This window comes from Chryseobacterium sp. Leaf404 (assembly GCF_001424145.1).
Classification (GTDB): Bacteria; Bacteroidota; Bacteroidia; order Flavobacteriales; family Weeksellaceae; genus Chryseobacterium.
On sequence record NZ_LMQM01000001.1, the window covers coordinates 688,529 to 711,090 of the forward strand.

A 22,562-nucleotide genomic window follows, 5' to 3' on the forward strand; every position below is an offset into this window, starting at 1 on the left:
TTTACAGCTCCTTTTCTTTTATATACAGTTTATTCTGATCAATCAAATGAGGCACAAACCTGCTTTGATTATTCGTAATTAAATTGACACTTTCTCTTATGCCGATTCCGGCTGCTTCCTGACCAATGACCCAGCTTCCGATGACAGGATGATTTCCGTCGAAATTAGGAAGGTCAAACAACTGTTGATAGATGAAACCGTTTTTGGCATAATCGCCCTCGTTTTTCTCCAGCAGAACACTATTTTTGTGAATACTTACATTGGCTCCTTCCCTTGAATAGATTGGTTTTTTTACGAAACTCGTCAGCATTCTCTGTTCAAAATAAGACTCCAAAAGATAGGAATGATTTGGGTACATTTCCCATAAAACCGGTAAAATCGCTTTTGAAGAAAGAAGTATTTTCCAAGACGGCTCTATCCATTGAGATCTGAAATTGTTTTTAACCAGTTTTTCGCCAAAACCGTCATCCAGAATCCATTCGTAAGGATAAAGCTTGAAAATATATTCCATTACACTTCTGTCAGCCGCAATAAATTCGCCCGCATCCTCTGCCCAGCCAATATCCTGAACGGGGATAAATTCTGTTTCGAAACCAGCCTGTGTTGCGCAGTCGCGTAGGTATTCCACATTGGTAACGTCTTCAATATTCGTAAGGGAAGCAAAATAAATATAATGCGGATCCATATACTTTTTAAGATACTTCCAGTAATCCACCAGTTTTTCATGAATGGAATTAAACTGATCTTTTCCCGGAAACATTTCCTGCAACCAGTACCACTGAATAACAGAGCCTTCGTAGAGAGAAGTCGGCGTATCGGCATTGAACTCAAGAAGTTTTAAATTTTTCCCGTCAAAACCAAAATCGAACCTTCCGTAAATAGAAGGATGATCTTCTTCCCAGCTCGTCACGATATATTTTCTGAAATATTCAGGAATATTAAACCTGTCCCAAAGATTTTTATCAATCACATAATCTACAGCTTCCAGACACATCTGCCACAATTCTGCAGTTGCCCTTTCGATGGTGTTCACTTCATCCATGGAAAGTTCGTAGTAATGACTTTCGTCCCAGTACAAATCTTCCATAGAATGATAGCCAAAACCTAAATTTTCAAGCTTGTGTTCCCAGTTTTTCCTGAAGGGTGATGCAATTCTTTTCATTTTTAAATTCTAAGATGATGCCCTGAAACCGCTTCTGCCCATTCCGCCTCTTACAACATTTCCTTTGTAAGTGCTTCTCCCGATATTCGATTTTGAACTGATGGCATCGCTGTAGTATCCTGTTCTTTGAAAAGCGCCATTACTGTAAGCGCCATACGGTCTGAAAGCATGATACAGCAAAAGTCCCGTCATAAAACCATGCGACCGTGAATAAGAAGCCGTGGAATCTGAACGCATATACACCTTCTTCTCGTTTTGTCCGTGCACCTTTGACGGCTCCTGAGAACAGGCAGCCAGAATTCCTGTCACGAAAAGCAACTTTATAGATTTCGATTTTTTCATTACTGTACCGTGATATAAAATTCGTAATCTTTCTTCACTTTGGTATTGTGCTCATTTCCGTTGGCATCCTCCACCATTTGCAGAGAATCGCCCAAAGCAGGAATTGTATCTCTTTTGATAATTTCTTTGAAAAGTTTATTGTCTTTCCAGATTTTATGTTTGGTAATCAAAACATCTGCAGAATCAATGTGCTGTACAGAAAGTTCTGTTTCTACAGCTGCTTTTTTGTCTACACTTTGTACCTCATCCTCCTTTTCTGATGTTTCATTACAGGAAATTACTCCCATTAAACCAAAAAACAGAAGGCAGAATTTAAATTTTCTCACTTTAGGCATAATTTTTCTACAAAAATATTATTTAAAATTTTAAATTTACCTAAAAAATAACAGATATGAAATGGACGAACGACAGAAGTGATAATGTAGATGACAGAAGAGGCCTGGGCGGCGGCGGAATGGCCGTGGGTGGAGGTTTGGGAACCATCATTATTGCGGCAATTGTTTTCTTTCTGGGAGGCGATCCTTCTGCGATTCTTTCTTCGGGAGGCGGATCTCCTCAGCAAACTGAGCAAAGAGAACTTACAAAAGAAGAACTTAACGTAAGGAGCTTCATTCAGATGATTACCAAAGAGAACGAGCAAACCTGGACGGAAATTTTCGCCGAAAACAATATGCAGTATAAACCTGCAAAAGTAGTGCTGTTTGAGAGTGCAACTTCATCCGGCTGTGGAACGGCACAGGCTGCCATGGGACCTTTTTACTGCCCAGCAGACCAGTCGGTTTATATGGATATGAGTTTCTTTAAAGAACTTCAGTCAAAATTCGGAGCCAGGGTTACAGAATTTACCATTGCCTACGTTATGGCTCACGAAATGGGACACCACGTACAAAATCTTTTGGGAGTTTTAAATGAAACCCATAATGCCAGACAAAGCGGTAAATATTCTGAATCTGACCTCAACAGAATGTCTGTAGCCACAGAACTTCAGGCAGATTTCTATGCCGGTCTCTGGGCAAGATATTCTAATGAGAGAGAAAGTTTCTTAGAACCGGGCGATCTGGAATCAGCCGTGGAAGCCGCAGAAGCGGTGGGTGATGATAATATCCAGAAAAGATCTCAGGGATATGTGAATCAGGAGAGCTTTACACATGGTTCATCTGCACAGCGTAAAGAATGGTTTATGAAAGGTTACAATTCCGGAGACATCAGACAGGGAAACACTTTCCAGCAAGTAAGATAACTTTTAGAACTTTGATTAAATAATAACCTGTGGAATTTTATGTTCTGCAGGTTTTTTATGTTTAATTTTTAAATCTTATTTCAGCTCAGAAAATTTATCATCCAGTTTTTTAATATCTTTTCTTAGTTCCGAAAACATCATCTGAATATTTTTTGAGTCGCCGGAAAAAGGCTCAAACTCCTCAGGAAATATCCCCGACGCATATTGCCAAATCTCCACAATTTCATCAAACGGAATATCATAAGCTTCATAGAAAGCATTGTCTGCACACACTGATAATGATGTTTCATTTTTAGTCTTAAACCTTTTGTAAGTAATTCCATTGTTAAGCGTCACAAAAACATAGCTTCGGTCAGATTTTAAATCTTCTAAATTTTCCACATACTTTCCGATAATGTAAGAACCATCTCTGAAAGGAGGCATAGAATCCCCGTCTGCAGGAAAAGCCCTGTACTTTCCGTTAGTAAGAAACGGTAAGGAAATCCTTTGCAGACTTTCAATATATTCAGGATCGCTGTATCCGTTCAGATAGCCCATTGAAGCCTTTTGAGGAATAATTTCAATGCTGCCGTTTCCTATTTTATCCACCACCACCGGAAGCACGATACGGTTGTCGGGAAGTTTCAGCATTTCTTCCAAAGGATATTTTCGGATATCTACAGTAAGCAACAGATCAATACTGATGTGAAAGTATTTTGAAATTTTAATTAAAACCTCATACGGCGGCTCAGAACGACCGTCTTCGTAAGAAACATACCGCGATCTGGTAATAATTAATGTTTCTGCCAACTCCTGTTGGGTTATCATTTTTTTACCTCTCAAAACCCTGATGTTATCTGAAAAAATTGACATTGTTATAATTTGTAACAACAAATATACGCTTTTTGTTTAAAAACGTAACTAATTTTACGCCATGAATCGTGCAATTGTACATATGGATATGGATACGTTTTTCGTGTCATGCGAAAGATTGGGCAACTCCAAGCTCGACGGAATTCCTTTGATTATCGGAGGTGGCGACCGTGGCGTTGTTGCCTCCTGCTCTTATGAAGCCAGAAAATTTGGTGTACGCTCTGCAATGCCGATCCGCATGGCTCTGAGACTTTGCCCCAATGCGAAGATTATTAAAGGAGATTATGAACTGTACTCAAATCTATCGCATAAGGTTACGGAAATTATTCAGGAAAGAGTTCCCGTCATGGAAAAAGCAAGTATTGATGAATTTTATCTTGATCTCTCTGGGATGGATAAATTCTACGGCTGCTACCAATGGACTAAAGAAATTGCAGAAGCAGTCAACAAAGAAGCCGGGCTTCCCATCAGTTTTGCCCTTTCAACCAATAAAACTGTGTCTAAAATAGGAACCGGAGAATCTAAACCCGTCGGAAGACTGGAGATTAAAGAAATGGAAGTGAAATCTTTTTTAAATCCTCTTTCGGTAAAGAAAATCCCAATGGTCGGCGATAAAACATTTCAGCTTTTGTCACGAATTGGCATCCGGACCATTCATACCTTGTCAGAAATGCCCGTTTTAGTCCTCCAGCAAATGATTGGGAAAAACGGAAAAGAACTTTGGAAAAAAGCCAATGGTATTGATGAAAATCCCGTGGTTCCTTACTCTGAAAGGAAATCTGTTTCCACAGAAAGAACTTTTGCAACAGATACAATTGATGTAGCAGAACTTAAGAGAATCCTCAGCGGAATGGCAGAAAAACTCGCATTTCAGCTCAGACAGGAAAAATGGATCACCTCAACGGTGATGGTAAAAATCCGTTATGCCAATTTTGATACAGAAACCAAGCAGATGCGCGTGGCCTACACCTCTGCAGATCATACTTTATCGCGGGTTGCGCTGGAACTTTTCAACAAACTCTACATGCGGAGAATGAGAATTCGCCTTATCGGATTACGGTTTACAGATCTCGTTCACGGAAATCATCAGATGAATCTTTTTGAAGACACCGAAGAGCAGATGAATCTTTATCAATCAATGGATTATATCAAAAACCGTTTCGGGGCTGATGCCGTGGGCAGAGCATCCGGTTTCGACTTTGGAAAATAATTAAATTTAAAAAAATGTTTCTCAACTGTCATTCTTATCACAGCCTGCGCTACGGAACTTTGTCAATTTCAGAATTGGTAAGGCAAGCGGATGATTTGGGAATTAAAGAGCTGGTGATCACGGATATTAATACCGTTACAGCCATTTATGATTTCAAAAAAGAATGCGAGAAAGTAGGGATAAAACCCATTGCCGGAATTGAAGTAAGAAAAGAGAACAGACTTTTGTACATCGCCATCGCCAAAGAATTCAGCGGGATTGGAGAAGTAAATAAAATGCTGACCGCTCATAATTGTTACGGCGTTGAACTTTCTGAAACAGCTCCGGAATTTAATCACGTTTTTGTCATTTATCCATTAAATAACATTCCGGAAAGCTTAAAAGAAAATGAATTTATAGGCATCAGAGAAGAAGAGTTAAACCTTTTGATCCGTCCGGAATTTAAAGATAAAACCCATAAAATGGTGGTTCTGCATCCTGTAACTTTCAGCACCAAAAAAGAGTATAATCTGCACAGAATTTTGCGGGCGATTGACAGCAATACAATTCTTTCGAAACTCAATGAAGATGATGTCTGCAGGAAATCTGAATATTTTACTACCGAATTAAATTTAATAAAATCATTCGTACACTATCCTGAAATCATTAATAACACAACAGAAATTTTAGCAGAATGCCGTTTTGATTTTACCTATAAAGAACGCGGAAGTACCGAAAATAAGAATAAAAAATATTATTTAAAATCCCGCGAAGAAGATACAGTACTTTTAAATAAGCTCGCTTTTGAGGGTCTGAAAAAGCGATATGGTGATGATGAAACCGCAAAAAAAAGAGTTGAAAAAGAACTTAAAGTCATTGGAGATCTTAATTTCTCAGCCTATTTTCTTATCACCTGGGACATTGTTCAACACAGCAATGAAATGGGTTTTATGCATGTGGGAAGAGGAAGTGGAGCCAATTCAATTGTAAGTTATTGCCTTGGAATTACAGACATTTGCCCTTTGGAACTGGATTTATATTTTGAAAGGTTTTTAAATCTTAACCGTACAGCACCTCCCGATTTCGACCTCGACTGGAGTTGGCAGGATCGTGATGCAATGCTCGAATATATTTTTAAAAAGTATGGTAAAGAATACGTGGCTTTCTGTGGAACCAACGTGGAATTCAAATACAAATCAATTTTTCGTGAGGTTGGAAAAGCTTTCGGTTTACCAAAAGAAGAATTGGACAATTTAGCAGGTAAATCAATGGAAACGCACGAGATGAATTCCGTTGTGAAACTAGTTCATCAATATGGAAAACTGTTGGAGAAATTCCCCAATCAACGAAGTATGCACGCCTGTGGGATTCTGATTTCTGATGAGCCAATCACCACTTATTCTGCTTTGGAAATGCCGCCAAAAGGATTCCCAATCGTTCAGTTTGACATGTACGTAGCGGAAGATATTGGTTTGGAAAAATTTGATATCCTTTCCCAAAGAGGTCTGGGAACGATTAATGACACGGTAAAACTCATTAAAGAAACACAGGGGATTGATGTTGATATTCGGGATACGACACTTTCAAAAAATGAACCGGTATGCAATGAATATTTAGCTGTCGGGAAAACGATTGGCTGTTTTTATATAGAATCTCCCGCCATGCGTGGACTTTTGCGAAGATTAAAATGTGAAGATTATATCACACTGGTTGCAGCATCATCTATTATCCGTCCCGGCGTTGCACAAAGCGGAATGATGCGGGAGTATATCTTCCGGCACAATCATCCCGATCAGTTTGAATATTTCCATCCTATTTTTGAAAAACATCTCAGCGACACATACGGAATTATGGTATATCAGGAGGATGTTCTAAAAATTGCCCAATATTTTGGCGGATTGAGCTTAGGTGATGGCGATATTCTGCGAAGAGCGATGAGTGGGAAGGGAAGATCGCTGTCTGCACTCCAGAAAGTAAAAACGCATTTCTTCAAATCCTGTATAGCTAAAGGTCATTCCATTGAACTTACGACTGAAGCCTATCGACAAATTGAATCGTTTGCCGGATATTCTTTCTGCAAGGCACATTCCGCTTCTTATGCAGTAGAAAGTTATCAGAGTTTATACCTAAAAGTGTATTATCCATTAGAATTTATGGTTTCTGTGATCAATAATCAGGGTGGATTTTACCGTACTGAAGTCTACATCCACGAAGCCAAAATGTCCGGTGGAAATATTCAACCACCCTGCGTAAATTCAAGTGATTTTGAAACCAGTTTACATGAAAAAAACATTTATTTAGGTTTAATGTTACTCCAGAATCTGGAAACCAAAGTCGCTCACGAAATCGTTTCGGAACGCCGACAGAATGGGAATTATAAATCTTTAGAAGACTTCATCCGCAGAATTGCGATTGGGATAGAATCTGTGCAGACCCTTATTTTCATTGGTGCATTTCGGTTTACGGGAAAAGGGAAAAACGAACTTTTGGTGGAAGCCAGATTACTGCTCATTAATTTTAAACCTGAAAACAGAGGCCTGATGTTGATTGAAGAACCTCCACAGGAATACAGACTTCCCGAACTGAAAAGAGATCCTTTTGAAGATGCATTTGATGAGCTTGAAATTATAGGATTTCCTGTCTCTTCCACGCCTTTTGATTTGCTTGAAACCAAATACAGAGGCTCGGTTTTCGTGAAAGATCTTTTAAAACATCACAAAAAACAGGTCAAAATGCTTGCTTACCTGATCTCAAGAAAACACGTTCCCACCAAAAAAGGAACGATGTTTTTTGGAACCTGGATTGATGTGAATGGAGATTATTTTGATACCGCACATTTCCCCGACAGTCTCAGAGAATACAATTTTCAGGGTGGTGGCTGTTACCTTTTGCTCGGAACGGTGGAAGTAGATTATCATTTTCCTACGATAACCATTCACAAAATGGCAAAAATGCCGATGATTCCTGATCCCAGATATGCCTACGACAGCAAAAAGCGTTATGACATTCATCAGCAGGTAAAGGAAGATGTGAGTATGACTTCAAGAAAACCTTATCCGCAGGAGCATGAGATTGGTTTACCGAGAAATAAGTTTAAATAAAACTTTAAGATTTCATCAGTTTAAAAAGCAGTCCGAGCTTAAATAAATCCAAATACCTGAGATTTTTGCAGCCTTTCAGCAAACTCTTTTCTAAAAACTTTTCAGAAATTATAAAAAGGAAAACGATGAGATAGTGTAAGGGAAAAAAATTTAATTTTTCAAATGCTTTTACGAGTTTAATGTCTGATATTCTGTTTCTTACGGCTGTTTTTTTTAACATTGATGCCACGCTGGAAACAGACTCTTTTACTTTTTCCAAATATCTTTCGTTAGTTTCAACGTCGTTATTCAGAACCGGATTTTCAATATGATGAATAAGGATATTTTCAGATTTCAAATCCATCGCAAAAAGCAGGTCTTCATACCCATAATTGCTGTAAGAAATATTAAAAGGGATTTTATCTAAAACATTCTTTCTGATCACAAAATTATTGGTCTGAAAACTTAAATAGGGATGAGATTTTCTTTTCTCAACTGAAAGATTTTCTCTTTCCACAGCAAATTTCCAGCGTAAAAGATGTTTCTGATCAGGAGTTTCTGCGGGAACTTTTCTTCCACCATATAAAACGTCGCTGACGGGGTTTTCAGAAAGAAAATCCAGATAATTTTTGAGGAAATTTTTATCAATCAGTTTCCCGTCACAGTCTAAAAAAAGAAGATATTCCCCCTGAGCATAATTCAAAAAAAGATTTCTGATTTTTGATCTTCCATTATTTTCATCAAGCAGAATATAATCGCTTGCAATATTCTGAATTTCTGAATTTAAACTAAAAAAAAGGCTGTCGGAAAAATCGTCAATTAAAATGATTTCGGCAGAAAGATTTTGGCTTTCGATTTCCTTTTTCAATCCGTAAACCAGGTCACGAACGTCAAAATTATAAACTGGTATACAGACCGAAAGTTTTATCATTTCTCAATCTTTTCGATAATCTTCGTTACTCTGAGCTCCTCCAGACAAGCCCAGTCACCTCTGAAACATTCTTTGTCACCAAAAACAGAACACGGCCTGCAGGTGAGCTCTGAAACCTGCACCACATCATCTTTACTCTGTCCGAATCCTAAAAACCCAGCCAGTGGATCTGTGGATCCCCAGATTGATATACAGCGGGTTCCCACAACGCTCGCCAAATGCATATTTGCAGAATCCATAGAAATCATTAATTCAAGCGCGGAAATTTTTTTCAGTTCTTCAGAAAGACTGAGTTTTCCTGCGAGACTTTCAGTATTTGGGATTTGCTCTTCCCAGGATTTTAAGGTTTCGGTTTCCCCGGGGCCACCTCCGAAAAAATATATTTTATGTTTCTGAGACAGAATTTTCACCAGCTCAAAAGATTTTTCAAGGGGCATCATTTTTCCCTGATGCTGGGCAAAAGGGGCAAACCCTATCCCTGATTTTTCCTGGGTTAATGGTCTTAACCTGTGAGAAAGTTCTATTTTGAAACCCATTTCCCTGAAGACATCTGCATATCTTTCAACGGTTTGTTTCAGTTGTTTTTTATTGAGATTCCAGACGTCGGTGAGGCGTTCTTTTTCTTCTTTTCCTTTATTGATTTTAAATACTTTCAAGCCTCTTCGCTTGTAGATTTTATCGAGTACTTTTGTGCGGATTACATCGTGCAGATTGGCTACAAAATCGGGCTTATACTCCTGCTGAAGTTCATTGGCCAACCGTCTTAATCCGAAAAAACCTTTATAATCATCAAGGTCTACACCTTTGAACATAACATTCTGAATATCAGAAAATAAACTCTCAAAATTACTTCTGGAAACCATTACAATTTCCACCTCAGGATTCTGCTCAAGAAATTCTCTGAAAACAGGAACCGTCATGGCAACATCACCAAAAGCAGAAAAACGGTATGCTAAAATTCTGGTCACAACTAAGATTTCAACTGATAAGCAACTGCATAAAATTTAATCTGTTTGGTCATGGCCATCAAACCATTGGCACGCGATGGCGACAGAAATTCCTGAAGACCGATCTCTGAGATAAATTCAAAATCTGAATCTAAAATTTCCTGAGTAGAATGACCGCTGTAAATACTCACCAGAAGAGAAACAATTCCTTTCGGCAAAATCCCGTCTGAATCGGCATTAAAGAAAAGTTTTCTGTCTTTAAACTCTGCATCAATCCATACTTTACTCTGGCAGCCTTTAATGATGTTGTCATCGGTTTTTTTATCGTCAGGAAGACCTTTCAGTTCTTTTCCGAGGTCGATGATGTATTCATATTTTTGCTCCCAATCATCCAGAAAAGCAAATTCATCAATGATTTCCTGCTGTTTTTCTTTAATGGTCATTTCTATACTTTCTTTGTGCAAAGATACTAAATTTAGGAACGAAGCGCGTTTTCCACTACATTTATCAGTTTAATTTCTTCGTTTTCCCAGCAGAGAATTTCTGCTGCTTTTTTAAGTTCAGGCTGATAATTATTTCTTCCCTTATCTAAAACCATCCTTACTGCGCCGGCGATGCTTTCCGGTTGATGATCTGCAATCAATTCACCTACATCAAACTGATTTTTAATATTTTTCATTTCCGGCAAGCCAGACATTATCAGAGGTACTTGAGCCTGAATGCAGTCTAAAACTTTATTGGGCAGAGAATAAAAATAGCTTTCGCCACCGTTTTCTTCGATGCTCATCCCACAATCTGCCGTTAAAGTAATTTTTCTAAGATCTTCCGGATGAAGTTTGCCTAAAAACTGAACTTTATTCTGCAGATTTTCTTTAATAACAAGTTCCTGGTATTCCTTCTTCCTCGGGCCGTCACCCGCAATTTTAAAGATGACATTTTCTAAATGGTGCATTGCCATAATAGCTTTATCAATTCCGCGGAACGGATTGATTGCGCCCTGATACAAAAGAATCTGAGGTTTGTTTTGAGGAATTGTGATCTTAAAACTGATTTTCTCCGGTGCATTTTGCAAAACAACAGGGTTTACCCCATATTTCCTTCTGAACCATTCGGCGTAGCTTGCGCTTGCTGTAATCATCAGTTTTATTTTCGGAACCAGTTTTTTTTCCAGATAACGCCACAATTTTTGAGACAATTTGCCTTGGATCGCGGGCATTTCTGAGAAAATCTCATGGCTGTCAAAAATAAGTGGAATGTTCAGTTTTTTTGAAATCAGATAATTCGGAAGTAAAGCGTCAAGGTCATTGGCATATAAAACCGAATTTGTATCTGCATTTTTCTTCAGATGATGATACAGTTTCCAGTTAAATTCAAAATAAGCCGTCTTCAGGCTTCTGGAAATTAGAGAAATCCTGAAAAAAGGGTAGGGCCTTTTCATTTTTTCGGCACCATTCCAGTCATTTCCAATCAATTCAACCTTGTAGCCATTTTCGTACAGTGTATTGCATATTTTTTCAATCCTCTGATCAGTATATAAGTTGCTGAAAGCCGAAATGATGATTTTCTTTTTCATCCTATTTCTTCTTTCCGCTAATCAAATAATAAATCTGAACAAAGCAGATAATGGCATTCGGTATTATTACCGGCCACAGCATCCCGCTGAAGATTCCATAAACTACAAAGCAGATGCAGCCCACCAGATTTACAATTCTGATTTTTGTAAGATCTTTCAGAATAAAACTTAAAACAATAAAAAAAGATGCGGCATAGCCTATGTATGATGCAGATTCCGGGCTCATGAGAAATTTTAAAGAGACACAAACTTAGTCATTTTCAGGAAGATAAAAAACAAATTTCTGCCATAAAGTCAGACATTGTTTTTTGGTAAAATATTTGTACCTTAGATATTGAATAAATGGCAATGGTGCATTTATTCTAACGAGTTATATTATGGATTACAAGTTTTCACAAGGTTTGAGCCAGGTGTTCAAACAAAGCAAGAGCGAAGCAAGAAGGCTGAAAAGTGAATTTCTTAATACAGAACATCTCCTTTTGGGGATATTAAAAACAGAGAACTCTGCAAAAGAAATCCTTACAAACCTTAATGTGGATTTAACACAGATAAGAAGAAAAATTGAAACATTAAATGCTGCAGGCATCAATCCTATTTCTGAGGAGGTTCTCAATATTTCGTTTACAAAAATGGCTGATCATGCGGTAAAGCGTGCCGAGCTGGAATGCAGACAATATAAAAGCAATGAAATCAATACAGTACACCTGCTTTTAGGTATTCTTTATAAATACGAAGATCCCACTTCCAATATTTTGGGCGCTTATGATGTAGATTATGAGGGAGTGTCTAAAGAATATCAGACCATGCTTAAAAACTCTGGTGAAGCGCCACAGATGAGTGCTTACGATGACGACGAAGAAAGAGAAGACTTCGAGCAGATGAGAAAACCTACAGGAAATCTCGGTTCTGCTAAAAGCAAAACTCCTACTTTGGATAATTTCGGAAGAGATTTAACTTCTCTGGCGAGAGACGGGAAATTAGATCCGGTAATTGGTCGTGAAAAAGAGATTGAAAGGGTTTCTCAGATTTTATCAAGAAGAAAAAAGAACAATCCGCTTTTGATTGGTGAGCCGGGTGTAGGTAAATCTGCAATTGCAGAAGGCCTCGCTCTGAGAATTCAGCAGAAAAAGGTTTCAAGAGTATTGTACGGAAAACGTGTAATTACTCTGGATTTGGCGAGTTTGGTAGCGGGAACAAAATACCGTGGTCAGTTTGAGGAGAGAATGAAAGCAATCATGACTGAACTTGAGAAAAACAGAGATGTGATTTTATTCATCGATGAGCTGCACACGATTGTTGGCGCAGGGAGTTCTACAGGAAGTCTTGATGCTTCAAATATGTTTAAACCTGCTTTGGCAAGGGGGGAAATTCAATGCATCGGGGCAACAACGCTTGACGAATACCGTCAGTACATCGAGAAAGATGGTGCTTTAGAAAGAAGATTCCAGAAAGTAATGGTGGAGCCTACTTCTATTGAAGAGACCGTTCAGATTCTGAATCAGATTAAAGATAAATATGAAGACCATCACAATGTGGTCTATACAGATGAAGCTATTCTTGCCTGTGTAAATCTTACATCAAGATACATCACAGACCGGTTTTTGCCGGATAAAGCAATTGATGCTATGGACGAAGCGGGATCCAGAGTGTACATTAAAAACATGAAAGTTCCTACCGAAATCATCGATTTTGAAAAGAAAATTGAAGACATCAAAGATTTAAAGCAGAAGGCAGTGAAAGCTCAGGATTATCTTGAAGCGCGTAAACTGAAAGATGAGGAAGAAAGACTTCAGATGGAACTTAATTCTGCTCAGGATCAATGGGATAAAGATGTAAAAGAACGGAAAGAGACTGTTTCTGAAGAGAACGTTGCCGAAGTAGTTTCTATGATGAGCGGCGTGCCTGTAACCAAAGTTGGTAAAAATGAGCTGGATAAGCTTGCAGGAATGGACAGCCACCTGAACGGAAAGGTAATTGGCCAGGAAGACGCCGTGAAAAAAGTGGTGAAAGCCATCCAGAGAAACAGGGCTGGTCTTAAAGATCCGAACAGGCCTATTGGAACATTTATCTTCCTCGGGACCACAGGTGTTGGTAAAACCGAACTGGCAAAAGTAATGGCAAGAGAACTCTTTGAGTCTGATGAATCTTTAATCAGAATCGATATGAGTGAGTATATGGAGAAATTTGCAGTTTCAAGACTGGTAGGTGCTCCTCCGGGATACGTGGGTTACGAAGAAGGTGGGCAGTTAACTGAAGCGGTAAGAAGAAAACCTTATGCAGTAGTACTTCTGGATGAGATTGAAAAAGCACATCCGGATGTATTCAATATTTTGCTTCAGATTTTGGATGAAGGTCACGTTACAGACAGTTTAGGAAGGAAAATTGACTTTAGAAACACAATTATTATCCTTACTTCAAACATCGGAACGAGAGATCTTAAAGATTTTGGAGACGGTGTAGGTTTTGGAACTAATGCTAAAAAGACCAATACAGATTCCAGAGCAAGAAGTACTATTGAAAGCGCCCTGAAAAAGGCATTTTCACCGGAATTCCTGAATAGAATTGATGATATTGTGATCTTCAACTCGCTTGAAAAAGAAGACATCAAGAGAATTATTGATCTTGAACTAAACAAACTTTACGGAAGATTAGAAAAACTTGGGTACAAAGTAGAATTAACTGCTGAAGCTAAAGATTTCATCTCTGAAAAAGGTTGGGATAAAGACTTTGGTGCAAGACCACTGAAGAGAGCCATACAGAAATATATTGAAGATTTATTGGCAGAAATGCTCGTAAACAAACAGTTATCTGAAGGGGAAACAGTAGTTTTGGAAGTCAACGATGCGAAAGATGGCCTGGCGGGAAAAACTCCAAAATCCAAAAAGTCTGCAGAAAAATCTTCTCAGTCTTAACATTTTTAAAAATAATAAGCAAAGCACCGGAAAACCCGGTGCTTTTTTCTTTTACAGCAATACACTGAAATGATTTTCCTACTTTTGTGAAACAGAAACCAGTATGAAAAAGATAATTCTGATTGAAGACGAAACCAGCGTAGTTTCTTTCATTAAAAAAGGACTTCAGGAAAACGGATACGAAATTTCGGTGGCATTTGACGGCCTCACCGGCACCAAGCTTGTGAAAGAAAATGATTTCGATCTTGTGATTTTAGATATTATGCTTCCGGAAATGAACGGGTTGGAAGTCTGTAAAGAAATCAGAAAAACCAATAAAAATGTTCCTATACTTTTTTTAACGGCCTTGGGAACATCTGAAAATATCGTTCTGGGCCTGGAAAGCGGTGGAGACGATTATCTGGTGAAACCTTTTAAGTTCATCGAGCTGGTGGCGAGAGTAAAATCTCTGTTGAGACGCAGTAATGGCGTTTCTTCGTCCGATTTTGAAGATGAAGACGTTCAGAGTGGACATATTTACCAGTTTTCAGACCTCAGCTTAAATGATTATACCAAAAAAGTGGTGCGTGCGGGGCAGGAAGTTACACTCACTTCTACAGAATTTAAGCTACTGCTCTATTTTCTGAGCAATCCCGAAAAAGTAATTTCCCGCGCAGAAATTCTGGATGCCGTATGGGGCGTCAATTATGAAATGGGAACTAATGTAGTGGATGTCTATGTAAATTATCTGCGCAAAAAGGTAGACACTCTCGAAGACAACAAATTGATTCACACGGTAATCGGGATGGGATATGTTTTAAAAAAAGCCTGAGAAATGCTGAACAGAGTAATTAATAATCAAACTAAAACAATGATTCTGCTGATGGTTGTTTTTGCCACCATCATTTTGCTGTTTGGCGGTTTGGTGTATTATTCAATCGTTAATTTTTCGCATCAGAGATTTTACGAACTTTTAAAAATCAGAACAACCACGATTGTACAGATTGAGAAGAGCAAAAAACAGCTCGATATTCCGGAAAATCACATTCTGAACAGCCTTAATGACGAAGAACTTCCGATGGAAAGAGATTACGTATTCTCTGTTCCCGAAGATTCAAATTTTAAAAAAATCTCTTCAGAAGTACATATTCCAGACACTTTTTTTAAAAATATTATCCGGAAAGGGGAGGCCAACTACAACGACAATGAGTTTTATTACATCGGGCAGAGTTTTAAATACAACAATAGAAGTTACATTGCAATCGCCTCTGCAAAAAACCATTACGTAGTTTATTATCTCGGATTTTTAAAGAAAACATTAATTACCTGTATGGTTCTCTCGCTGTTCTTCAGCATGATTTTTTCGTTCTATCTTTCTAAAACTTTATTTAAGCCAATCTTAAAAATCACCGGAAAAGTAAAAGAAATTAGTTCTGAAAATCTCCATTTAAGACTTGAGCCTCAGGCGGATAATAAAGAACTGAATGAATTGGTGGATACTTTCAACACGATGCTCACCAGGCTCGAAACCTCTTTTGAGACCCAAAATCACCTTATCGGAAACGTTTCTCACGAGCTCAGAACACCGCTCACTTCGATTATGGGTGAGGCCGATGTGGCTTTATCGATTAACAGAAGTGCCCAGGAATACAAAGAAACTTTAGAAATTATTCTTGACGAAGCAGAAAAATTAGATAAAAAAATAAAAGCTCTTCTCCTCATTGCACAGACGGGATTTGATGGTAAAATCCAGAAAATCGACAGAGTGAGAATCGATCAACTGATTTGGGACGCCATAGAGACCCTCAGAAGGATGGATTCCCGGAACAATATCTATCTGGATATCAGTATGCTTCCTGATAACCCAAAAAAACTGAAAATTATGGGCAACGAGCAGCTGCTTCATCTTGCGGTGACCAATATTATCAACAACGGCTGCAAGTACTCTAATTTCCAACAGGTAAAAGTGTCGCTGGGAGCTACAGATACAGATGTATACCTTATCATTAAAGACATCGGCATCGGGATTCCCGAGTCTGAAATGCATAAAATATACGATCCTTTCTTCCGTGCTTCAAACACCAAAAACTATGAAGGCTACGGCATCGGATTACCGTTAGCAAGAAACATTGTAAGGATGCACAATGGCGAATTGATTGTGAGTTCATTTGAAAATCAGGGAACAACTGTTCAGATGAGGTTTCCTACACTTTACAGTACTTTAAAGAACGAAGAAAACCCTGTTTAAAAGCTTTTTTTAAATTCTAATCACATTCTAATCCTTTTTAACTGCTTTTTAATTCCTTTCCAAAAGGCTTCTAATTTGGTGAACATACTTTTGTAGAGTAAATAAGTATTTTACTTTTTAAAACTACAGATTATGAGCAAGACCATTTTGATAGCAACAGATTTTTCGCTTGAATCTCTCAATATAATGAAGAAGGTTTTAAGAGAAAAAAATTCTTCGCACAGCAACGAACAGTATAAAATTCTTTTGGTTTCCGGGTATGACGCGGGAGATTCTATCAGAGATCTTTTATTCAACACCAAAGGTAAAATTTTGAGTAAAATCAAATCTGCAGAATTTTCAGACGCGTTAAGCATCATAAAAAATAAATATCCCGATTTGGTAAGCAAAATTACCTGCGATATTTTCACCGGAAGTTTCCAGAGAACATTCGATCAGTTCCTGAAAACAACTGGAGTGGATGAAGCGTACTATTCTGGTTCTTTAAAAGAAAATAATCACAACGGAAAGTTTGATATCGTTCCTTACCTGAAGAGAACAAAAATACTGGACGCCAAGGAGGTGAAAATAATTTCGCCAGACTTTATGCCGGAGAAAGGCAAGATTGCAGAAGTCTTTGCAGAAGTGTAAGAAGAAGATTAATTTTAAAAAAAGAATTAAAATGTTAAGGAATTATAGTAACAGCCGCACACTAAAGGAGAATATACAGTTGGGGACGCTGACTGCCTTCGTTGCAGGGACTATAAACATTGCCTCTCTGCTTATCTTTCTCTCATTTACGTCCAATGTTACGGGTCACTATGCCGTTTTTGCTGCGGAAATAAGTAAAGGGAACTGGTCTCAGGTACTGATCGTGGGTGTTTGGATATTCATGTTCTTCTTCGGAAGTTTTGTTTCGAATCTTTCGGTGATCAATCTGCATAAAAAAAGCCAGTATCTCGCACATTCTATCCCGTTGATTCTGGAAATTATATGCCTCATGGCAGTAGGGATCTACGGACAGCTGTATTATCAGAAAACACTTGAGGAAGCAGAAGTTTTAGTGGGAATTATGCTGTTTGCAACAGGTTTGCAGAACGGCTTAACTGCAAGTATTTCAAATTTTTCTGTAAAAACCACCCATCTCACAGGTACAACCACAGATTTGGGAATTCTGGTTTCAATGTTTACCCAGAAAAGGTTCAGAAAAAACCCTGAAATGGTGGCAAAAGCAAAACTGCTTTCAAGCATTATGCTAGCCTATGTGTGTGGAGCTGTTTTTTCGGGATTAACGTATTATATTTTAGAATTCAGAGTGTTTTACGTGATCAGCGCATGTCTCTCAATTGTAATTGGTTATGATTTTTATAAAATCAATTTAAGACATTTTTACACCAATTACAGATATTCAAAAATCTATAAAAGTCCCAATGTGATGTCTGAGCTTTACGATACATTACACGGAAGCGCAGCCGTAGAAAAACCCATCAGAAGAAAAGAGAAGTCTCAGCTTATTCTGGAAAAAAATTGATACTAAAAGTTTCGAAAACACATTAATTGTATATACTTAGTTTGGAACTCCTGCTCTCATTTTTGAAGGCGGGAGTTTTTTTAGGAAATTTTCAGTTTAAATTAAAAAAGCCTCTCCCGGCAGAAATCATTTTTAACAAAGATTTAACTCGCATAATCTTCCGTGCTACCACAAATGGCGATGTTGTTGATATGTTAATAATTAAATTTTAATTCGAAGTTTTAATAATTACATTCTTACTTTGAATGCTTATTTTTGTAAGTTCATTCATTATTATGTCAGATATCATTCAGCTTTTACCGGATCATGTAGCCAATCAGATTGCAGCAGGGGAAGTCGTACAGCGGCCTGCCTCCATTGTAAAAGAACTGCTGGAAAATTCTATCGACGCCGGGGCTTCAAAGATAGAGCTTATCATACGTGAAGCCGGGAAAAATCTTATTCAGGTGGTGGATGACGGCAAAGGAATGTCTGAAACTGATGCCCGAATGGCTTTTGAAAGACACGCCACATCAAAAATCCGTGGCACCGAAGATATTTTTAAAATTGCTACAAAAGGATTTCGTGGCGAAGCTTTGGCTTCTATTGCTGCAGTTGCACAGGTGGAACTGAAAACTAAGTTGAAAGACGCTGCTTTGGGAACCAACATTTACATCGAAGGCGGAACATTTCAGTTTCAGGAGCCGGCTCAGACTTCTGAAGGTTCTAATTTCTCTGTTAAAAATCTGTTTTACAACGTTCCTGCCCGAAGGAAATTTCTTAAAAACAACAATGTAGAATTCCGTCATGTGATTGATGAATTCCAAAGGGTTGCATTAGCTCATGAAAACATTGAATTCTCATTTTTTCAGGATGATGAGGCGATTTTCAGGTTAAGAAAAAGCAGCCAGATGCAGAGAATTGTTGATATTTTCGGGCGAAAACTTCAGCCGCAGCTTATACCCATCAAAGAAGATATTATCTGGTGTAAACTTCACGGTTTTGTAGCAAAACCTGAGGGCGCAAAAAAGACCAGAGGCGAACAGTTTCTCTTCGTCAACGGAAGGTTTTTTAAAAGTGCGTATTTTAATAAGGCCGTTCAGGAAGCTTTTGACGGACTACTTTTGCCAGGATTTATCCCAACATTTTTCTTGTTTCTGGAAATTGATCCCGAGAAAATTGATGTGAATATCCATCCTCAAAAAACAGAGGTGAAATTTGAAGATGAGCATCTTATTTTTGCTTTAATCCGTTCCACTATTAAAAGATCTTTAGGAATTTACAACATCGCCCCGAGTCTGGATTTTGAAAGAGATCCGCACTTTGACCAGATGATGCAGAAAAGTTTTCCGAGTAAGGGAAATGTTTCTGTAAAAATGCCCGAAATTACGGTAGACCGCGATTACAACCCTTTTGCTGAAGAAAAACAGGTGACTAAAGCGGAAATGCAGAATCTTGCGGAAATGTACCATCAGAATATTTCTGCAGAACCTTCTAAAATCAACCTTTTTGAAGATGAAGATTTTGATGAAGACCTCATGAGACTTCCTAATGGATACTGGCTTTTTAATAAAGGGGACAGAACCCTGATGCTCGATTTGGGCAGAATGCACCGGTTGGTGGTTTCAGAAAATACGAAATCTGAAAGAAAAATAAATTCTGCAAGCCATGCTCTTCTGTTCTCGCTGGAATATCACATGAACGAAATCGAAAAAAATAAATACAGATCGATAAAAAAATATCTTCCGGAACTTGGTTTTGACATGAAAATTGCACACGAGAGCGTACTTAGAATAGACAGCGTGCCGGAAGGTTTGAAAGAAACTCATGTGATGAAATTTCTGGAGAATCTCTTTGAAGTGCTGGAGTACAAGACCGAGGAAGAATTTATGCAGTTTTACCAGAATCAATGGTCTAAAATGCAGTCTAAGTCCCGTTTTGATTTTATCTATAAAAAAGATGCAGAACAGCTAATCAAAGACTTTACAGCATTGGGTTTCCCGGAATATTTACCGAGTGGAAAGCGCTGTTTTTACGAAGTCCCGTTTAATGATTTTAAAAATAAATTTTAAGTAAATGTTTAACAGTATACCGCCAATTACCCGAAATCTGATTATTCTGAATATTGTGTTCTATGTTGCAGCGCTTATAATTCCTCAGCTTGATTATTATTTGGCAGCTTATTTCCCGTTGTCGCCAGATTTTAAATCATGGCAGATTATTACTCACATGTTTATGCACGGGAGCCCCATGCATATACTTTTCAATATGTTTACACTGTTCAGTTTCGGGCCAATTTTGGAGCAGAGTTTAGGAGATAAAAAATATTTAATTCTTTATTTCTTAAGTGGTTTAGGAGCGTTTTTCCTTTTTAATTTATGGAATTTTGTTGGATATCAACAAGCCTATTCGCAATTAAATGGCCTTGGTTTTAATGTCAGTGGTTATATATCAGATCCGGAAAGTTTTGCAAACATTCAGGTTTCTCCTGCTGTAAAAGCTTTGGTAGAAGACAAATTAGGTCCTATCATATTCGGTCGTATGGTGGGTGCTTCTGGAGCGATTTTTGGGGTAATTGCCGCATTTGCAACGTTATATCCCGATGCAAAAATCGGCATTATGTTTATTCCCATTCCAATGAAGGTTAAATACGTTTTACCGGTAGTAATTATTGGTTCGATTGCTCTTGGTGTAACAGGGAATGTAGGCGGCATCGCCCATCTGGCACACGTTGGAGGTGCCATCGTAGGTTTTATTTTAGCTAAAATCTGGAAAAAACACCTTTACCGTTTCAATTAAAAACTATGAAAATTGTAAGACTTGCTCTGCTGATCGGTCATCTCGGTATTTTACTGCTGCTGTTTGGTGTTTTACTCAATGCGTATGTTCCTCCAAGAATTTTTCCGTGGTTTAATATACTGTCTTTGGCTTTTCCCGTTCTTATTTCTATTTACGGTTTACTTACTGTTCTCTGGATTTTTATGTGGAAAAAAAGGGCTTTTGTTTTTATGCTTTTCGGGCTGTTCTTCTTTTCTGCAGCTCAGAGGTGGGTTAATTACAGTACTTCAAAAGAAAAGGAAAGCTTAAAAATTATTACTCTCAATACTAAAAGCGGAACGTTCGGCAGAGAAGAAATTGAAGACTATATGAATGATAAAGGGGCAGATATTATTCTTCTTCAGGAAGACGGCAATCTTCCCTATCAGTTTACGGGATTAAAAAAGGCAAAAGAAAGACCTCTAAGCTCTCTGTATTCAAAATACGAAATTGTAGGTTACAAAGAAATTTTTGAAGGAATGTACAGCGAAGATTTTAATGCTTTCGCAGATTATACAGATCTTAAAATCAATAATAAAACCGTGAGACTTTTCAATATTTATCTTCAGCCTTTTAAGTTTGAAAAAAGCATGGTAAAACTGAACGGTAACAGCGCGGAGGACGAAAACAAGATTAAAAATATTATCAGAAAACTTATTCCTACATTTAAAATGCACCAGGATCAGATCACGATGATTCGGAAATATATTGATAACTCACCCTATCCTGTAATTATGACTGGCGATTTTAATGCGGTTCCCAATTCGTATGAATATTATCATTTAGGCAGAGACCTGCAGGATGCCTTTGTAAAAGTGGGGAAGGGTAGCGCCACGAGTTTTCATGATTACAAATATCCTTTACGTCTGGATTATGTTTTCACATCAGAATCTATCGTCCCTGTATCTTATAATGTGGATCACTCGGTTAAAATCTCGGACCACTATCCTGTTTCAGCTACCTTTAAAATTTCAAACTAATCTGAAATTATGGCAAATAAATTGCTTTTCAAAAAATATTATTTATGAAAAATTTTATCTTTGGCATGGTGTTTATGCTCATCACTGGACTCTCCTGCAGCAAAAGTGGGCAGGCGTCTTCTGCCACAGGTGCTGATGAAAGCAAAGCAAGCTATGACACTACGGCAATAGATTCTTTTTCACCCGGAGCAACTTCGGTAGACGTTGTGAGACAGATACGAATGTCATCAGAGCGGTATCAGGATTCTCTGAAAGAAGCGAGAAAACTTCAGGAGCAGGAGAAAAAAATTGCTGACGAGCTGGAGAAAGAAAACAAAAAGAAAGCAGAAGATGAAAAGAAAAAATCTTCTGAAATTACAGATAATAAACCCAAAACTGAAAAAAAAAACCTTTAATTATTTAATTATGAAAAAAATCATTCTCGCAATTGCTGTTTTAGGATTGATGACAGCCTGCACAAAATCCACATCGAAGACAGAAACCGTTGAAAATGCTGATGGCTCTACAACCACCACTACAGTTACAGAAACCACTTCAGGAATTGTGGACAGTTCGGATGTGAACAAAACGAAAAACGATATCAACAGCAAGATTGATAAAGCTACAGGTGAAATTGACAGCAAAGCTGACGCTGCTAAGCAAAAAATTGACGAAACTGCTAAAAAGACTAAGCAGGAATTGAATGAAGCGGGTAAAGATATCAAAGACGCCGCTGCAAAAGGTGCCGGAAAAATCGAGGAAGGTGCAAAGAAACTGAAAGAGGATCTGAACAGATAGTAAAACGATATCAACAGAAAAAACCGCATATTTTGCGGTTTTCT

General features: G+C 38.1%; 22 protein-coding genes. 13 read left to right on the forward strand and 9 right to left on the reverse strand.

The window, feature by feature from the left end:
* Position 1: 1 nt before the first annotated feature.
* From ASG31_RS03240 to ASG31_RS03250, 3 genes are read right to left on the reverse strand one after another with little or no spacing between them, the layout of a single operon-like run.
* On the reverse strand, positions 2-1,162 hold the full coding sequence (locus ASG31_RS03240) for a glutathionylspermidine synthase family protein (protein ID WP_056027822.1): 1,161 nt from the start codon (positions 1,160-1,162) through the stop codon (positions 2-4).
* A 9-nt stretch (positions 1,163-1,171) separates the two neighbouring features.
* Positions 1,172-1,504, reverse strand: coding sequence for a hypothetical protein (locus ASG31_RS03245; RefSeq protein WP_056027824.1), 333 nt, complete (start codon positions 1,502-1,504; stop codon positions 1,172-1,174).
* Positions 1,504-1,830, reverse strand: coding sequence for a hypothetical protein (locus ASG31_RS03250; protein WP_131725488.1), 327 nt, complete (start codon positions 1,828-1,830; stop codon positions 1,504-1,506). The genes ASG31_RS03245 and ASG31_RS03250 overlap by 1 nt, the downstream gene beginning before the upstream one ends.
* Before the next feature lie 65 nt (positions 1,831-1,895).
* On the opposite strand from ASG31_RS03250, the gene ASG31_RS03255 reads away from it, so the two are divergent.
* Positions 1,896-2,744 carry a neutral zinc metallopeptidase gene (locus ASG31_RS03255; protein ID WP_056027828.1) on the forward strand — a complete coding sequence of 283 codons (849 nt, stop codon included), beginning with the start codon at positions 1,896-1,898 and terminating at the stop codon, positions 2,742-2,744.
* A gap of 75 nt (positions 2,745-2,819) precedes the next feature.
* Here the strand turns inward: ASG31_RS03255 and ASG31_RS03260 are convergent, their stop codons facing one another.
* Positions 2,820-3,596 carry an XRE family transcriptional regulator gene (locus ASG31_RS03260; RefSeq protein WP_056027830.1) on the reverse strand — a complete coding sequence of 259 codons (777 nt, stop codon included), beginning with the start codon at positions 3,594-3,596 and terminating at the stop codon, positions 2,820-2,822.
* A 61-nt stretch (positions 3,597-3,657) separates the two neighbouring features.
* On the opposite strand from ASG31_RS03260, the gene dinB reads away from it, so the two are divergent.
* A complete protein-coding gene (dinB, locus tag ASG31_RS03265; RefSeq protein WP_056027832.1) occupies positions 3,658-4,806 on the forward strand; it encodes a DNA polymerase IV in 1,149 nt (382 codons plus the stop codon).
* Between the two features lie 14 nt (positions 4,807-4,820).
* Positions 4,821-7,886 (forward strand): DNA polymerase III subunit alpha, encoded by a 3,066-nt coding sequence (locus ASG31_RS03270; RefSeq protein ID WP_056027834.1) that lies wholly within the window; start codon positions 4,821-4,823, stop codon positions 7,884-7,886.
* Positions 7,887-7,890: 4 nt separating this feature from the next.
* Here ASG31_RS03270 and ASG31_RS03275 read toward each other — a convergent pair whose 3' ends face one another.
* The 5 genes from ASG31_RS03275 to ASG31_RS03295 are packed head-to-tail and all read right to left on the reverse strand — an operon-like array spanning position 7,891 to position 11,542.
* Positions 7,891-8,796, reverse strand: coding sequence for a glycosyltransferase family 2 protein (locus tag ASG31_RS03275; protein WP_231433701.1), 906 nt, complete (start codon positions 8,794-8,796; stop codon positions 7,891-7,893).
* Positions 8,793-9,764, reverse strand: coding sequence for a glycosyltransferase family 9 protein (locus ASG31_RS03280; RefSeq protein WP_231433700.1), 972 nt, complete (start codon positions 9,762-9,764; stop codon positions 8,793-8,795). The genes ASG31_RS03275 and ASG31_RS03280 overlap by 4 nt, the downstream gene beginning before the upstream one ends.
* A 2-nt stretch (positions 9,765-9,766) precedes the next feature.
* Positions 9,767-10,186, reverse strand: a complete 420-nt coding sequence (locus ASG31_RS03285; RefSeq protein ID WP_056027835.1) for a SufE family protein — start codon at positions 10,184-10,186, stop codon at positions 9,767-9,769.
* Positions 10,187-10,218: 32 nt separating this feature from the next.
* Positions 10,219-11,316 carry a glycosyltransferase gene (locus ASG31_RS03290; protein ID WP_056027837.1) on the reverse strand — a complete coding sequence of 366 codons (1,098 nt, stop codon included), beginning with the start codon at positions 11,314-11,316 and terminating at the stop codon, positions 10,219-10,221.
* Position 11,317: 1 nt separating this feature from the next.
* Positions 11,318-11,542 carry a hypothetical protein gene (locus tag ASG31_RS03295; protein ID WP_056027839.1) on the reverse strand — a complete coding sequence of 75 codons (225 nt, stop codon included), beginning with the start codon at positions 11,540-11,542 and terminating at the stop codon, positions 11,318-11,320.
* Between the two features lie 151 nt (positions 11,543-11,693).
* Here ASG31_RS03295 and ASG31_RS03300 point away from each other — a divergent pair, with 151 nt between their 5' ends.
* From ASG31_RS03300 to ASG31_RS03345, 10 genes are all read left to right on the forward strand, one after another.
* Positions 11,694-14,228 (forward strand): ATP-dependent Clp protease ATP-binding subunit, encoded by a 2,535-nt coding sequence (locus tag ASG31_RS03300; RefSeq protein ID WP_056027841.1) that lies wholly within the window; start codon positions 11,694-11,696, stop codon positions 14,226-14,228.
* Between the two features lie 103 nt (positions 14,229-14,331).
* Positions 14,332-15,039, forward strand: coding sequence for a response regulator transcription factor (locus ASG31_RS03305; protein WP_056027843.1), 708 nt, complete (start codon positions 14,332-14,334; stop codon positions 15,037-15,039).
* 3 nt (positions 15,040-15,042) lie between these two features.
* On the forward strand, positions 15,043-16,455 hold the full coding sequence (locus ASG31_RS03310) for a sensor histidine kinase (RefSeq protein ID WP_056027845.1): 1,413 nt from the start codon (positions 15,043-15,045) through the stop codon (positions 16,453-16,455).
* Positions 16,456-16,587: 132 nt separating this feature from the next.
* A complete protein-coding gene (locus tag ASG31_RS03315) occupies positions 16,588-17,085 on the forward strand; it encodes a hypothetical protein (RefSeq protein WP_056027847.1) in 498 nt (165 codons plus the stop codon).
* A gap of 31 nt (positions 17,086-17,116) precedes the next feature.
* Positions 17,117-17,965, forward strand: coding sequence for a YoaK family protein (locus ASG31_RS03320; protein WP_056027849.1), 849 nt, complete (start codon positions 17,117-17,119; stop codon positions 17,963-17,965).
* A 275-nt stretch (positions 17,966-18,240) separates the two neighbouring features.
* Positions 18,241-20,016: a DNA mismatch repair endonuclease MutL gene (mutL, locus tag ASG31_RS03325; RefSeq protein WP_056027851.1), complete on the forward strand. Its 1,776-nt coding sequence runs from the start codon at positions 18,241-18,243 to the stop codon at positions 20,014-20,016.
* 4 nt (positions 20,017-20,020) lie between these two features.
* Positions 20,021-20,743, forward strand: coding sequence for a rhomboid family intramembrane serine protease (locus tag ASG31_RS03330; protein WP_056027853.1), 723 nt, complete (start codon positions 20,021-20,023; stop codon positions 20,741-20,743).
* A gap of 5 nt (positions 20,744-20,748) precedes the next feature.
* Positions 20,749-21,741, forward strand: a complete 993-nt coding sequence (locus ASG31_RS03335; RefSeq protein WP_056027855.1) for an endonuclease/exonuclease/phosphatase family protein — start codon at positions 20,749-20,751, stop codon at positions 21,739-21,741.
* Between the two features lie 44 nt (positions 21,742-21,785).
* Positions 21,786-22,136, forward strand: a complete 351-nt coding sequence (locus ASG31_RS03340; protein WP_056027857.1) for a hypothetical protein — start codon at positions 21,786-21,788, stop codon at positions 22,134-22,136.
* Positions 22,137-22,146: 10 nt separating this feature from the next.
* On the forward strand, positions 22,147-22,518 hold the full coding sequence (locus tag ASG31_RS03345; RefSeq protein WP_056028088.1) for a hypothetical protein: 372 nt from the start codon (positions 22,147-22,149) through the stop codon (positions 22,516-22,518).
* Positions 22,519-22,562: the final 44 nt, after the last annotated feature.

Coding starts and splice junctions, on each gene's coding strand:
- ASG31_RS03300 (WP_056027841.1), top strand. CDS start 11,694: ATGGATTACAAGTTTTCACAAGGTTTGAGCCAGGTGTTCAAACAAAGC.
- ASG31_RS03340 (WP_056027857.1), top strand. CDS start 21,786: ATGAAAAATTTTATCTTTGGCATGGTGTTTATGCTCATCACTGGACTC.
- ASG31_RS03285 (WP_056027835.1), bottom strand. CDS start 10,186: ATGACCATTAAAGAAAAACAGCAGGAAATCATTGATGAATTTGCTTTT.
- ASG31_RS03330 (WP_056027853.1), top strand. CDS start 20,021: ATGTTTAACAGTATACCGCCAATTACCCGAAATCTGATTATTCTGAAT.
- ASG31_RS03320 (WP_056027849.1), top strand. CDS start 17,117: ATGTTAAGGAATTATAGTAACAGCCGCACACTAAAGGAGAATATACAG.
- ASG31_RS03270 (WP_056027834.1), top strand. CDS start 4,821: ATGTTTCTCAACTGTCATTCTTATCACAGCCTGCGCTACGGAACTTTG.
- ASG31_RS03275 (WP_231433701.1), bottom strand. CDS start 8,796: ATGATAAAACTTTCGGTCTGTATACCAGTTTATAATTTTGACGTTCGT.
- ASG31_RS03335 (WP_056027855.1), top strand. CDS start 20,749: ATGAAAATTGTAAGACTTGCTCTGCTGATCGGTCATCTCGGTATTTTA.
- ASG31_RS03310 (WP_056027845.1), top strand. CDS start 15,043: ATGCTGAACAGAGTAATTAATAATCAAACTAAAACAATGATTCTGCTG.
- ASG31_RS03315 (WP_056027847.1), top strand. CDS start 16,588: ATGAGCAAGACCATTTTGATAGCAACAGATTTTTCGCTTGAATCTCTC.
- ASG31_RS03305 (WP_056027843.1), top strand. CDS start 14,332: ATGAAAAAGATAATTCTGATTGAAGACGAAACCAGCGTAGTTTCTTTC.
- ASG31_RS03260 (WP_056027830.1), bottom strand. CDS start 3,596: ATGTCAATTTTTTCAGATAACATCAGGGTTTTGAGAGGTAAAAAAATG.
- ASG31_RS03290 (WP_056027837.1), bottom strand. CDS start 11,316: ATGAAAAAGAAAATCATCATTTCGGCTTTCAGCAACTTATATACTGAT.
- ASG31_RS03295 (WP_056027839.1), bottom strand. CDS start 11,542: ATGAGCCCGGAATCTGCATCATACATAGGCTATGCCGCATCTTTTTTT.
- ASG31_RS03245 (WP_056027824.1), bottom strand. CDS start 1,504: ATGAAAAAATCGAAATCTATAAAGTTGCTTTTCGTGACAGGAATTCTG.
- mutL (WP_056027851.1), top strand. CDS start 18,241: ATGTCAGATATCATTCAGCTTTTACCGGATCATGTAGCCAATCAGATT.
- ASG31_RS03240 (WP_056027822.1), bottom strand. CDS start 1,162: ATGAAAAGAATTGCATCACCCTTCAGGAAAAACTGGGAACACAAGCTT.
- dinB (WP_056027832.1), top strand. CDS start 3,658: ATGAATCGTGCAATTGTACATATGGATATGGATACGTTTTTCGTGTCA.
- ASG31_RS03345 (WP_056028088.1), top strand. CDS start 22,147: ATGAAAAAAATCATTCTCGCAATTGCTGTTTTAGGATTGATGACAGCC.
- ASG31_RS03255 (WP_056027828.1), top strand. CDS start 1,896: ATGAAATGGACGAACGACAGAAGTGATAATGTAGATGACAGAAGAGGC.